Annotated in this window: 14 protein-coding genes; 6 read left to right on the forward strand and 8 right to left on the reverse strand. The window is 38.1% G+C overall.

Features of this window, described 5'->3' with window-relative positions:
* The first annotated feature begins 80 nt into the window (after nucleotides 1-80).
* Nucleotides 81-407 carry a hypothetical protein gene (locus AAV97_RS20785; RefSeq protein ID WP_081409714.1) on the forward strand — a complete coding sequence of 109 codons (327 nt, stop codon included), beginning with the start codon at nucleotides 81-83 and terminating at the stop codon, nucleotides 405-407.
* Nucleotides 408-642: 235 nt separating this feature from the next.
* Here the strand turns inward: AAV97_RS20785 and AAV97_RS02080 are convergent, their stop codons facing one another.
* Nucleotides 643-1269 carry a TetR/AcrR family transcriptional regulator gene (locus AAV97_RS02080; RefSeq protein ID WP_046759674.1) on the reverse strand — a complete coding sequence of 209 codons (627 nt, stop codon included), beginning with the start codon at nucleotides 1267-1269 and terminating at the stop codon, nucleotides 643-645.
* Between the two features lie 86 nt (nucleotides 1270-1355).
* Between AAV97_RS02080 and AAV97_RS02085 the strand changes: the two genes are divergently transcribed.
* Nucleotides 1356-2567, forward strand: coding sequence for an oxygenase MpaB family protein (locus tag AAV97_RS02085; protein WP_046759675.1), 1212 nt, complete (start codon nucleotides 1356-1358; stop codon nucleotides 2565-2567).
* Nucleotides 2568-2591: 24 nt separating this feature from the next.
* On the opposite strand, the gene AAV97_RS02090 is transcribed toward AAV97_RS02085, so the two are convergent.
* The 5 genes from AAV97_RS02090 to def form a co-directional block, all read right to left on the reverse strand.
* The gene (locus tag AAV97_RS02090; RefSeq protein WP_046759676.1) at nucleotides 2592-3761 is read right to left on the reverse strand and encodes a hypothetical protein; all 1170 of its coding nucleotides are present in this window, start codon (nucleotides 3759-3761) and stop codon (nucleotides 2592-2594) included.
* Nucleotides 3762-3855: 94 nt separating this feature from the next.
* Nucleotides 3856-4098: a DUF4199 domain-containing protein gene (locus tag AAV97_RS02095; RefSeq protein WP_046759677.1), complete on the reverse strand. Its 243-nt coding sequence runs from the start codon at nucleotides 4096-4098 to the stop codon at nucleotides 3856-3858.
* Nucleotides 4099-4123: 25 nt separating this feature from the next.
* Nucleotides 4124-6196, reverse strand: coding sequence for a TonB-dependent copper receptor (locus AAV97_RS02100; RefSeq protein ID WP_046759678.1), 2073 nt, complete (start codon nucleotides 6194-6196; stop codon nucleotides 4124-4126).
* An 83-nt stretch (nucleotides 6197-6279) separates the two neighbouring features.
* Nucleotides 6280-6783, reverse strand: a complete 504-nt coding sequence (locus AAV97_RS02105) for a DUF2946 family protein (protein ID WP_370469256.1) — start codon at nucleotides 6781-6783, stop codon at nucleotides 6280-6282.
* Nucleotides 6784-6851: 68 nt separating this feature from the next.
* Complete coding sequence (gene def / locus AAV97_RS02110; RefSeq protein ID WP_004831951.1) at nucleotides 6852-7382, reverse strand: peptide deformylase; 531 nt, start codon at nucleotides 7380-7382, stop codon at nucleotides 6852-6854.
* A gap of 123 nt (nucleotides 7383-7505) precedes the next feature.
* Here def and AAV97_RS02115 point away from each other — a divergent pair, with 123 nt between their 5' ends.
* The 3 genes from AAV97_RS02115 to AAV97_RS02125 are packed head-to-tail and all read left to right on the forward strand — an operon-like array spanning nucleotide 7506 to nucleotide 10425.
* Complete coding sequence (locus tag AAV97_RS02115) at nucleotides 7506-8657, forward strand: LysM peptidoglycan-binding domain-containing protein (RefSeq protein WP_046759679.1); 1152 nt, start codon at nucleotides 7506-7508, stop codon at nucleotides 8655-8657.
* Between the two features lie 23 nt (nucleotides 8658-8680).
* Nucleotides 8681-9808, forward strand: coding sequence for a DNA-processing protein DprA (dprA, locus tag AAV97_RS02120; RefSeq protein WP_042086267.1), 1128 nt, complete (start codon nucleotides 8681-8683; stop codon nucleotides 9806-9808).
* A gap of 47 nt (nucleotides 9809-9855) precedes the next feature.
* A complete protein-coding gene (locus tag AAV97_RS02125) occupies nucleotides 9856-10425 on the forward strand; it encodes an L-threonylcarbamoyladenylate synthase (protein ID WP_046759680.1) in 570 nt (189 codons plus the stop codon).
* Nucleotides 10426-10856: 431 nt separating this feature from the next.
* Here AAV97_RS02125 and AAV97_RS02130 read toward each other — a convergent pair whose 3' ends face one another.
* Nucleotides 10857-11756: a DMT family transporter gene (locus AAV97_RS02130; RefSeq protein ID WP_004831959.1), complete on the reverse strand. Its 900-nt coding sequence runs from the start codon at nucleotides 11754-11756 to the stop codon at nucleotides 10857-10859.
* Nucleotides 11757-11912: 156 nt separating this feature from the next.
* On the reverse strand, nucleotides 11913-12557 hold the full coding sequence (locus AAV97_RS02135; RefSeq protein WP_004831961.1) for a TetR/AcrR family transcriptional regulator: 645 nt from the start codon (nucleotides 12555-12557) through the stop codon (nucleotides 11913-11915).
* A 140-nt stretch (nucleotides 12558-12697) separates the two neighbouring features.
* On the opposite strand from AAV97_RS02135, the gene AAV97_RS02140 reads away from it, so the two are divergent.
* Nucleotides 12698-13942, forward strand: coding sequence for an MFS transporter (locus tag AAV97_RS02140; protein ID WP_046759681.1), 1245 nt, complete (start codon nucleotides 12698-12700; stop codon nucleotides 13940-13942).
* Nucleotides 13943-13951: the final 9 nt, after the last annotated feature.

Genomic DNA, 13951 nt, shown 5'->3' on the forward strand with positions numbered 1-13951 from the left:
AATCAATGATAATATTTCGATTAATCAATCAGTAAAAATCCACACAAGTTGTTCTTCATATTCTCTTAATGATCTTCTTCATGCTTCGTCAGCATCAAGCTAGGTCGGCTATATTACTCTCTATCTCTAGAAAGTCAACTGTGATTTCAAATTATTTTTTAAACTTCCTTTCTAAAACCCAACTTAATCAATTCAACCAAGCCATTGTTTTATCAGAAGTTTTAATCTTCATCACCGCCGATGGATGTGCATTCTACAGCATTCCTAACCTAACACAACCCCCTTTTTTAATTATTTTCTTAATTTCGCTTTGTTTGCCTATTTATTCCCCTAAATCGGGTTTTTTTATTGAAAAAATGCTTTTTTGGCTTAAAAAACACACATTGAATATGATTTTAATTCACTAGTCTCTTTGAACACTCCTCTCCAGTTCTGCACCATCACTCGAATTTTCATCTCTATCTTCATTATTTCTTGTTCTATACCTACCTATGAATCAAGATCACAATAATCTGCTGAATGACTATCTCTACTTACTCTACTTACATATGAGGACACGTGTGGAAATGGTAATAACCAAACAATCCGTTCTTTCACACATCTACTGACATTTTGGACTGACGTTTTGGATCGCCTTTTATTTTAGGCTTGGCTTTGAGATTGCACGATGTTGGTGTCTTGTTCCAAATAAGCCAAGATCATTAAGGTTAGTTCTTTTTTAAGCTGTTGCTCTGAAATTAGAAAGTTATTATGGCTTACATAGCGCATCATGGTAAAAAGCGTACTGTTAATAATGACGAAAGACTTATTCTTAAGCACTTCAAAACTCCAATCCTTAAAAAAGCGACTGAATACATATAAGCCGACTTCATAGAAGTGCTTTTCTAAAACTTTTGCAGCTTCTGAATTGTTATAACCATGCCAATGTTTCAACACCTCTATAAAGAAACCACCATCAGCTTTCATCATGTCAAAACCGAATTGAATACTAAGCGGTATGATTTCATTTAAACTTAAACCTTCTTGGCTGATGGCAATTTGTTTAAGTGCAAGCCCGAGTTGCTCGCTTTTACGGCGTAGCAACTCCTGAACGATTTCTTCTTTATTGCCAAAATACTGATATATCGACCCGACACTGACACCTGATTTTTCAGAAATTTTTGGTGTGGTGACATTTAGCAAACCGTGTTCAGCAATACACAATTGTGTTGCTTCTAAAATGCTATCTACAACATTTCGAGCACGTTGTTGTTGGGGTTGTTTTCTCATTGGCATATTCATCCCGAAATGCGAATTGAATACGAATAATTATTCATATTAGAGTTTGACTAAACAATAATCAGGTCAAACGAAAAATGCAAACCTTAGTTAAGCCACAACGACTTGCACCCTATGAAAAAATGTCACGAACTAATCTCAAGACTAGAATTTTTCATTATTTTACAGAACAACCGCTACAGCCAAGTTATGCCGAGTATTTATCTTTAAACGATGCGCTACAAACTGGTGATAATGCAATGGATCAAGTTATGGATTGGGTTATGACCAACCCTAGACAAAATCGCAAGCTTTTTGAAACGGCGTTGTATCAAGGTTTAGATAAACTTCCTCATGATATTCCAGTGCTCACTGATTTTTTTAAAATTGTCGAGCATGCACCGAGTTGGCTGGATTCAGCCAAAATTGAAACAGCAATCAAATTCACGCATCGTTTAGGTTCCAATGGAACTTTTATCCTACGTGATCTCGCTTTAATGACAGGTTATCAATACCCTGGCTTTAACCAACCACTTATTCAGACTGGGGCTTTGCATAAATATGCAGGAAAACGTTTAGCAGAAACGCATAAGTGGTGGTTAGATGTCAATCAACTGAATAGCTTCTCACGTTTTAACGATGGCTTTACCTCGACGATTTATGTTCGGTTCATTCATTCTCTAGTACGTTATCAGTTGAATAAGTCAAAAGATTGGGATCACGAGATTTGGGGCACACCCATCAATCAATATGATCAAGCCATGACCAATATTGCCTTTAGTGCGGTGCTTCTGATCGGTGTGAGAGCCATTGGTATTTTTCCAAGCAAAGCTGAGTGCGATGCCTTGATGCATTTTTGGAAGTACGCGGGTTGGTTAATGGGAATAGATGAAAAATGGTTAGTCAATAAAGAGTCTGAAGCGTGGAAATTATTACAGTGGATGAATTATGCGCATCCCAAAGTTGATGAAAGCAGTAAAGCTTTAGCCGTCAGTTTATCCAAAGAACCTTTTGAGCGGCACTATAAATATTTCAATAGATTTTTACAAAGAAAGGCTTATCAAAACCATTTAGACATTACTCAGTTTTTTATTGGGCAACGTAAAATGAAAAATCTAGGACTAAAACCGCGTACGCTGGCATGGTATCCATTGTATTTAATTGCTAAAAATACATTGGTTTATCGTGGTGCAAAACATATCCCTAAACTTGATCAATATTTGCAAGAAAGTGGTCGTGCCAAACAAGAATATGCCCTAAGCCTCTATCAAAATGCAGGAAAGCAACTCGCGAGTATGCATCAGTCATGATTTGAAAAGTTAAGGTGTTCAGCCTTAACTTTGTTTTTCCAAGCGGTGTTTATAGATATTAAGGACAACATCACTAAATTCATTCAGCACATAGCGTGTCCATAAATCCGCATACCAATTCACTTCAGTTGATAAACGATAATCGATCGTTAATACCATTTTCGTTTGCTGTGGACTAATGGCTTCCAGCTGATAGTCTGTTGTTAACAAATTGAAATATGCTCCACCAATTTTCAAATGATCATCTAAAGACCCTTTGGGAAATGATTCCTGATTAAAAACATAAGTCCAAGCCAACTGCGTTGGTGCATGAGACTGAGTGATTTTTTCTTGGAAATGAATACCGCGTTGCCAATAAATTTGACGAATCAAACCATTATCTGTTTGCTCAGTCATTCCAGAAATTGGTTTTGGAAAACCCATTAAAAAAATTGGACTAAATTTTATTTCGCTGGACTGAATCTGCTGGATATTATTAATCGATGCAAAAACATCTTGAATAGGTGCATTAACAATGATTTCTTGGCGTGTTACACCATTATGATACTGAGAGAAATCAGGTAATAGTAACAAGCCTAGCAAAGGTAAAAGTACAATAGAGTAAACTTTATTATATGGCTTCCATAAACGTCGACATAAAAAATGTATGCATGTCGCACCTAAAGTCGAACAGAGGAAAAATATCGGCGCTGCCATAATAAGACAAATGCCACCCTCTCTTAAAATGACTACACCAACAACAATGATCCCGAATAAAATATAAATTTGCTGAAGAAATGTTTGTTTTAACGAATTTGGAGATTTTAAAGATTTCACATACTCCATGATCGCACCCAGACTAAAAGGTAAGAATAGTAGAAATGCCACTGTCAACATTTTCTCTGAACTTAAAGCAATCAGTGAGATGATTAAAAAATAACAAAGCACAATACAAAGCAAAGGTAACCAACGAATAAATGCTGTTCTTGCAGGATATTCCTGAAGAATTTTCATACTGGGTTGATGAAATACTCTACAAATTAATTTTCGATCAGGTTGTACAATGGTCTGATAAATACGAATTTCGTCAATTCCTTCAATTTTTAGTCGTTCTCTGAATATTTGTTCAAACGCTGTTGTCCACTCTTCATCCGCGATGGAAACTTCGCCATATTGTTTAAAAATATCAAGATAAGCTTCTATTTTTTCATTCATTTCTAATTATCTTTACTGTTTGACCCTATTTTAAGTATCTGTAATTAAAAAGGAAGTCCTCAGACCTCCTTTTTATTTTAAGATTTTCACATCATCAATGATTATGCATTGGCTCTGAAGCGGAATGCTGCATATTTTGCATATCTTCATGACTCATCTTAGACATGTCGTGCTGTTCAGCCGTTTTCTGTTTTTGACTTGGCATATAGTCAGGTTCATTGGTAATCGCCAAATAGAAGATTCCCATGAAAATGCAGCTTAAAATAATTGCGATGACTAGCAACTTCCATCCCCAAAATGACTTTTCTGGCGATAATTTATTACTGTCGTTACTCATATGACATCCTCATATTTCGGTAAAATTAAAATTTCATGCTCACGCGCGCCCAATAGTTACGCCCAGTATTATTAAATTGCTGTGTGCCGACTTGACCATCAGCGCCAACACCTAACTTATTCAAATGTTCGGTATAGGTTTTATCGAATACATTATCGACACCAACAGACAAATTCAGATTTTTTTGAATGTTGTAAGAAGCATTTAGAGCCAAAGTCGTAAAGCCTTTGCTTTCACCTGTGTCATAACCCACAATATTACCTTGGTTTAGGCTAATACGATCTTGTTTTGCCACAGCACGCCATAACAATCCAAAAGAATATTGATCTTGCACATATCGTAAGTTTAAACGTCCTTCTAATGGCGCAATTTGTGGTAATGCTTGATGTGTGTCGGTATTTTCACCCCATGCATACATTGCACTAAGATCAGCTTGAATGGCATCAGTAAATTGGTAACCTACCCCAGCTTCTGCACCTGCAATGGTTGCATCGACATTTTTTGCACCCGCACTAAATGATGAACCATGACTATGCCCATCCATTCCAGCTTTCGGATGATTATGATAACTCAATAAAATAAAGTCATTAATCAACCCTGCATATGCCGATGTCCATGCGCTCAATGGACCATGTTGGTATTGATAACCAAGATCAAGCTGTAAAGTCTTTTCTGTTTTAAGGTCATTAAATGTCGGCTTTGTCATGCCTGTATTGCCATGTGCTGTACTAAATAATTCCCAATAATCTGGAACACGTTCAACATAACCTAAACCAATATAAGACTTGGCATTATGCTCAGGATATTGGCTTTCTAAACGTATAAAGGCACTTGGCAATGTTTCTTTGCGTTGATCATTCAGTTTAAGTGCATCAATTTTAACTTGATCGACACGAGCACCTGTCACTAACTTATAAGCATCATTAAATTGATAGCCTAACTCGCCAAATGCACCATAAGATTGAAAACGCATATCTTCTTTAAATGCAACATTCATTGATGGCATCGTTGGCGATGACATACTGCCGCCATGTTTATTTAACTGAGAATCTATCCCAGTCATTAAACTCAGCTTATCCCATTCACTGGTCATGGCTAAACGACTATTTAGGGTACGGCGTGTGACTTGCATTGCCATTGGATTCGACACCATTTGATGCGTATCCATATCATGTGTCATTGGTGGTATACGCAAACTAAAATTATCCATAATATGGTCGTTATAACTATAGTTAACCTGCCCTTCGAGTTTTTTAATCACAGGGCTCAGATTTTTTTTCTCAAAACGTAGACCAAGGCTTTCACGAGCAAACTGCGAGCCATCCATGGTTCGACCGGCATATTCAGCCTCACCATCTGCTTTACCGCCTGTTAGTTCAACCCAAGTATCCTCATTGGGTGTCCATCCCAGAGCCAAGTCCGTATTCCAGCGCTCCCAAGAAGATGGAACTTTATGACCATCACCATCTTCATAGCTATTGGATTCAGAACGGTTGGCATTGACACGTAAATATTTTTTACTGTCGCCAACAGCAGCTTCAATGTTGTGGTCCAAACGCCCAAAAGATCCGACCAAAACACTGGCTTGACCTAGATAGTTTTTCTCATCAGTCAATGTTGGTTTCTGACGCTCAAAAATGACAGTTGCTGCTGAACCTGTATTGGCATATTGAACGGTTTGTGGTCCTTTCACGACTGAAATTCGATCAAAGCTTTCAGGTTGAATATATGATGTTGGTGCATCCATTCGTGCAGGGCATGCGCCTAAGTTTTCTGTACCATCTGTCAATATTTTGATTCGTGTACCAAACATGCCACGGAACGTAACATCACCATTGGTTCCACCACTTTTAATGGCGTTAAAACCCGCGATACTTTGTAGATAGTCCGCACCATCTGTTGCAGGTACAGGCTGAATTGGCTGTTTAGGATCAGCATGAACAATCAATCCGTTGGCGTCATTATTGAGCTGAGCTGTCACAACAATCGGTGTGAGTTGAGCAGTTTCCTGCTGATCTTGAGCAAAAGCAGTTACTGAATAACAAGCGATAGAAATCGCAGCCGCTAAGGGCTGTAAAAAAAATTGAGGTTGAGCCATTTTCTTTCTCTTAAATCATAAATATGAGCTGCGACAAAGCAGCATCAGGACCTCGACAAAAAGATCCTAAAAAAAGTTTTGATTTAAGCGAAAACGGGCGGAGCGCGTCCTTGAGGAAGTAAGAATAAGCGTTGCAGGACAAAATAAACATGTCGAAATGCTTTTTGAAATGCAACCAGACGTACTTGAATACGATCTAAGATTTCTTTGACTTCAAGTTCTGGAGGTAAAACCAGATTGCCATAGACTGTACAGTATTGGCACTGGTGACCTGCATCATGATGATGGCTTGTCTGTTCTTGTACAGCAGGCTCATGATGTGCCATCAGATGCTGATGACCCGAAGCCTCCTGCGTCAAAGAAGCCGAATGATGTTGATGATGAGTGCTTTGTTGATGTTTCTCATAAAAGTGACTTTGCACTAAAGCTTGAGTAATAGTTTCACAGACCGGCGCAATTTGATATTGCTTCGGTAGCAAAGGCTGTAAAAATACAGCAATCTGTAAAAAAACTGCGGTGAAACCCAGCAGCAAACCTATTCTCAACAAAACGTTCGTCTCAACATTTTTCGAGCCAGAGTATAACAAAGCCCAAACAAAATTGGGCTTTGTATTGAAGAAAAATTCAAGAAACTTTTAACTTTCAATTCTCTATATCAACGTTTTGCAGGAACTTTCTGCTTTTCACGTTGACGCACGACTTTTTCAACTTTTTCACGTGCACGTTGACGCTTCAACGGAGATAAATAATCAACAAATAACTTACCGTTTAAGTGGTCCATTTCATGTTGAATACACACAGCCAATAATTCATCCGCTTCAAGCTCAAAAGCTTTACCATCAAGGTCAATTGCTTCGATTTTAACTCGTGACGGACGCTCAACTTTATCGTATATTTGGGGAACAGAAAGACATCCCTCTTCATAAGAGAATGTTTCTTCTGTAAGTGGTGTTATTTTGGGGTTAATGAACACCATAGGTTGGTCTTTATTTTCAGACAAATCCATGACGATAAGTTGAATATGTTGATCGACCTGTGTAGCAGCCAGACCAATACCTGGCGCTTCATACATGGTTTCAAACATGTCAGCTGCTAATTGACGAATTTCATCAGTTACAGCATCGACAGGTTTTGCAATGGTACGTAAACGGGGATCAGGAAAACTTAAAATTGGTAATAAGGCCATACTGTATCCTCTGTTGCTATGCCATTGATCTTAAAACTAAATGAAGAATATGCTTCATTAAAAAAATGTGTGTAATATGCGTATTATAACGCATATAGAGACATAATTTTAGGAATTATGATAATGAAAAAGGTTTTAACTGGCATAACAGGTTTTCATGCCAAGGGGTTCAAGAAACAGTTACTTGCTGTGACACTATGTTTAAGTGCAGGATTCACTTACATGGAAATGACACATGCAAGCCCAAATGTTAATCCACCTGCACTCAAATCCAGTGCACCCAATGTTTATGTGGTGAAACGTGGTGATACCTTATGGGATATCGCAGGGAAATTTTTAAGTAAGCCGTGGCGTTGGCCTGAAATCTGGGCAAGCAATAAACATGTTAAAAATCCACACTGGATTTATCCTGGCGATAAATTACTGTTATGTACTTTAGATGGTCGTCCATTAATCGGCGTGGATGAAGGTGATGGTTGTGATGGTATTATTCGTCGTCATCAAGGTGGAACATCTTTACGCCCTCAAGTACGTGTAGAGTCATTAAATAGTGCAATTTCGGTGATTCCTCTATCTGATATTCAACCGTGGCTAGAACACAGCATTGTCATCAGTCCTGAGTCTTTACAAAATATTCCTTATACCATTGGTGCTGCTGATAATCGTGTGATTACGGGTGCTGGTCAAACCGTATATGCACGCGGAAATGGCTTAGTGGTAGGTCAGCGTTATGGCATTTACCGCGAAGGTAAACCTTATATATTCCTCAATGCGGAAGGTAAAAAGTTTAATGCGGGACTGGAGTTATCTGAAGTTGCTTCAGCAATCGCAACGGCGGGTGAAAATGATGTCACCACACTTGAATTGACCAAGAGCTACAATGCAGAAGTTCGTAAAGGTGATTATGTTCTTCCTAGCTATGATGCAGAACTACCGAGCTTGTTCTATCCAACCACCACTAATGAAGTGAGTACTGGTGGTAAAGTGGTGCGTGTCCAAGGTTCGATTGGTACAGCAGCGCAACACAGTGTGGTCACTATTGATCGCGGTAACTTACAAGGTGCGAAACCTGGACAAGTATTTAGTATTTATCAACAAGGTGAAGTTGTTCGTGATCCAAAAACCAAGGAATCGGTAAAATTACCAAGTCAGCAAATTGGTACACTGATGATTTTTAAAAGTTTTGATCATCTGAGCTATGCTTATATTTTAGAAAGCAATTTACCGATTAAAATAGGTGCTGAGATCAAACCACCTGCGATTACAGATCAGTGATTTTTCAGTAGTGTGATGTATATATGTTGAATCAAATACCCGATCATCAATTGAATGCCATTCAACTTTGGTATTTGGTTCAACACTCAACCAGCGCCTTCCGTAAGCTAGAGAGTTATTTTGGTTCTATTGCAAAAGCGGTAGCTCCAGAAAGCTTACCCCGTTGGTCTGAACTTAAAATTCATAAAAATCATATCGAAAGAGCCAATGTCTTTGTAACAGCACAAGGACAATCCCAATTTAAAATATGCTTAGATAAAATCCAACAACATAGTGATTTTATTCTATTAGATACTGATTCAAATTACCCACAACAACTGCTTCCTTATCACAACCATCCTCCAATTTTATTTGGAAAAGGATCTTCACAAAACTTGAGTCAACCTCAGATTGCAATTGTCGGTAGTCGAAAAGCCAGTCCACATGGAAAACAAGTGGCATATGATTTTGCTTATTATTTAAGTGAAAAAGGTTTTTTTATTACCAGCGGTTTAGCGCAAGGAATTGATGAAGCTGCACATATGGGTGGTCTCAAAAACCAGCGAACTATTGCTGTGATTGGTACAGGGTTAGATTTAGTTTATCCAAGTCAAAATCGAAAGTTACAAGAGCAAATTTTACAAAATTCTGGAAGCATCATCAGTGAGTATCTTCCAGAGACTCAGCCTATTTCACGTAATTTTCCTTATCGAAATCGTATTGTGAGCGGTTTAAGTCTAGGTGTTCTTGTCGCAGAAGCACAATTGGGTAGCGGCTCATTAATTACCGCTCAAACGGCGGCTGAGCAAGGTAAAATTATTTTTGCCATTCCTGGGCATATCTATGGAGAACACCACCAAGGTTGCCATCAACTCATTCGTGAGGGTGCAATCCTTGTTGACCATCCTGAACAAATTGTGGAAGATTTAGCTCTACCCACCCAATGGCAATGTACACAGCAAGCTGAAACCAACTCACAGCACCCTGAAATTCCTGAACATTTATTCCAACTCTACCAATTACTAGATTGGATTGGGCAAGACCTAGATACATTGGCTCAAAAATCCAAACTCAACACCGCACAATTAACCAGTTATTTGATGGAATTAGAACTGTTGGGACTCTGCATTCAACAATCTGGACTATACTTACGTTGCCGAGTCAGCTATTAAGGTTCACAATAGCCTTCTATTTTTTCGAACTGACAAGGTGAACATCAATGATTACAACCTCAGTTGCTGAAGCTGCACAAATTCTTCAACAAGGTAAAGTATTGGCTTATCCAACAGAGGCGGTATGGGGTCTAGGTTGCAACCCATTTAATGAACATGCATTTTTAGAAATTCTTAGACTCAAGCAACGCCCTATTGAAAAAGGGGTCATCTTACTGGCAGGTCAGCTTTCGCAAGTTGAACATCTACTAACAAATGTAGACTCAAGTATTCGTGAACAAATCATACAATCTTGGACTCAACGTTCTCACACGGAACGAGCGACAACATGGTTACTTCCAGCAGACGAACAGATTCCACAATGGATCAAAGGTCAACATACACAAGTCGCTGTTCGAGTCACCAATCACCCATTATGTACAGCTTTGTGCAATGCATTTAATGGTTTTATTGTTTCAACCAGCGCCAATCCTGCAAGTTTAACACCAGCTCGCTCACTACAAGAAGCCAGTCACTATTTTGGCTCAGAATTGAATTATTTAAATGGTGATTTAGGTTTAAGCCGAGAGCCAAGCAAAATTATTGATGCCTCAACTGGGCAAATCATTCGTGATTAATCTGAAATATCTCAATCAACACGTCATCTTTTGTGAAAATTGACATTAAAAAAAGCAAAAAAAAAACTCAGCCATATATAGGGTTGGCTGAGTATAAAAAAGGATGCGGTTAATCACATCCAGAGGGTATGATGAATTTGATAAATACAGTATAAGCCAGTTTCATTAAGAAATTCTTAATTGGCTCGATGAAAAATATTATCCTATAAATATTTTTCGAATACAAACATATTATTCCGCCTATTTTTTAATCATACTTTATAATCAGCAATTGACTACAAACTCGCAATATATTTAAGTAGTTAAATTTATTTTATTATTTAAGATTTTAAACGCTAAATTCTTAATTAAAAATAATTTTTGAGTGAATTTAATACTGAATCAGAACACAAAATAGTTGATTAATCGTATAAATTTCACTCGTTTTAAATTTAAGATGCAGAAATAGATTTACTTTTTTTGACACTATGTGACTTTTTTTGTGCCAAAGCAATACCGACTAAAATGATGATCCCACCAATTGTATGATAAATCGTCCAATCTTCATGTAACCAAAAATAAGCAATAATGGCGGTAAATACAGGCATTAAGTTCATAAAAATACTGGTTCGATTTGGACCCAAATATTGAACCGCCATCATCCAAAGTAAAGGTGCGATGAGGGATGGGAATGCACCTGCATACAGCACACTGGCAACATTACTCGCATTTATCGTATCGATCCCTAAATAAAATACAAAAGGTAAGTGATAAATCAAAGTAAATGCGATTTGTACATATAGACTCAGGAGTAAGGGCACTTTTAATTGCCATTTCTTTAAAAATACGCCATAAAAGGCATAAAAGAACACAGCTAAGACCATGATCAGATCACCAGAATGACCTGCCAATTGAGTCAAATTAGCAAAATCTCCACGCCCGATCACATACACTAATCCTGCAAAAGACAATATGCTCCCGATCACTGCATAGCGATTTGGAATTTCACGCAACAACATCATCGATACCAGTATCGTAAATACTGGAATAAAGGCATTGATAATCCCCATATTCGTTGCAGTGGTGTAATGCGCCGCACTATATGCCAAACCTTGGTACAAGAACATCCCAAAAGCACTCAGTACGGCAAATTGAACAAAGTGTTGACGGATTAAATCCCGTTGCTGCCAGACCTTAGACAACATAAAAGGAGTCAAAAGAATAAATGCCACCAACCAGCGATAAAAACTAATACTGACAGGTGAAATATAATCTGTGACATAACGTGTCACTGCAATATTGAGTGACCAGATCAAGACAGCGATAATGGGTAAACTGACTGCCCACCACATGGGTTTCGTGTTGGTGTACATAACTTCCACTATTCATGAGAACTTGCAAGAATTATCAATGAAGTCTGAATCAATTTAAATATGGCATTTCAGACATCTATAGGGTTTTTCAGACAAATCACTGTGAGGTATTGATATTACTGAAAATTCTTAAACCTAAAATAAGTCCCAAGTCTTTATTGCCAGTGCCACCACATTTTGCAACTGTTTTAACCCCACACCATCACGAGCTTGCATGGTTAAACCTTGGATCACCGTAGAATAATAATCTGCCATTGCTTGTAAATCGGCTTGTGGATTTAGATCACCATCTTTTATCCCTTGCTCTAAGCGTTGATAAATTCTTTCTTTGACTTGTTGTCTTTTGAGTAATAAATCATGTTGAATTGGTGCATGTTCTTGAGAACAATTGATGGTTGCTGTCACCAACATACAGCCTGTTGGTTTATTCTGTTGAACAAGTTTTTTAAGATTTTCATGCAGATAAAGTTCAATCGCAATTTTTGCAGTCTTGGCTTGTTGAAAAATAATATCTAGTGAACAAGCCTCATGTTTTAAGTAATAGGCTAAACAGGCATGAAAAAACTGTGATTTATCACCAAAACTACTGTAAATACTCGGTGCAGTAAGATTGAGTGCTTTGGTTAAATCACTCATCGATGTCGCCTCATAACCAAATTCCCAGAACAACAACATCGCTTTGTGCAATGCCTGTTGCTCATCAAAACATTTGGGGCGACCACGTCCGCGTTTAATTACCTGTTTTTCTGCGACTAAATCATGTTCTTCAGAATTCGCCATAATCTTCACACATATTTTTATAACAAACATTATTAAATTAATTGACAGCTAAGAATTAATCAAATATTTTATTTTTATAACGATCGCTAATCAATTAAAACTCCCTCTCACATTCTCATGCTTTCATCAGGACTATATTCATGAACATGATGCAATCAGAAATTTCGCAACAACCTTCATCAGAGGTTGCCCCCAGTAATCAAGGCAGTTGGCTAGCACTGCTTACCGTTGCTGTCACTGCTTTCGCTTTGGTCACCAGCGAATTCCTTCCTATTGGTGTTCTGAATAGCATTTCTACAGATTTGCATGTCTCTGTGGGTACAGCAGGGTTAATGATTACATTACCAGGCATCATGGCAGCCTTAGCGGCTCCATTGTTACCCGTACTGGTAAAAAATTTAGATCGACGTTATTTGCTACTCGCCCTTGCTGCAACCATGGTTATTGCCAATGCCATTACTGCAATTGCACCGAATTTTGAAATTTTATTAATCAGCCGCTTTATTCTTGGTTTTGCCATTGGTGGCTTCTGGGCAACTGCCATTGCTTTAAGTGATCGTTTAGCTCCGAAACACCTGCCTATTGCCAAAGCAACAGCGACGGTTATGGCTGGTGTAACTTTAGCGACTGTACTTGGTGTGCCAATTGGCACATGGCTCAGTGATGCTTATGGTTGGCGTACATCATTTGCCATTACCGCTGTCATTGGATTTATTGTGTTGTTGCTGGGTGTCAAATTTATCCCGAGTCTAAAACCAGAATCAGCCATCCATTTTAAAGACTTACCTGCTCTATTAAGAATCAATAAAGCCAGACAAGGTTTAATTATTATCTTATTGATTGGTTTAGCTCACTTTTCTTCATTTAGTTATCTCACACCATTTTTCAAAAATTCAGCAGGATTTGATAATGCAACCATCAGTTCACTCTTGTTACTATTTGGTGTAGCTGGCGTATTTGGGAATGCGTTTGCTGGTTACAGTGGTAATTTAAATGTTCGCTATACTTTTGCCTTTGTCGCAATTTGTTTTGGGATTGTGTTCTTCGGCTTCCCACTCTTGGCAATTCAACCGATTGGTGCATTTATTCTGACTGCGCTGTGGGGTTTTGCATTTGGTGCGTTTCCAACAACAGCCAATATATGGATGTTTTTACATGCGCCTCATGCAGTTGAAAAAGGCATGCCTTTATTTGTTGGTTTTTTCCAAGTGATGATTGCAACAGGTGCTTTGATCGGCGGCTATATTGTTGATCATTTTAATGCCAACATTTTATTGTATAGTGTACTTAGCTTTATTCTTTTAGCCTTTATTTCAATTTTCACTTTGAGTCGAGGCTTAAATAATCCAAAAACTGAAACCAATGCTATGCAATGTGAGAGTTAAACTTTTAAC

The sequence above is a fragment of the Acinetobacter sp. Ag2 genome (assembly GCF_001005515.1).
GTDB classification, from domain to species: Bacteria; Pseudomonadota; Gammaproteobacteria; order Pseudomonadales; family Moraxellaceae; genus Acinetobacter; species Acinetobacter bereziniae.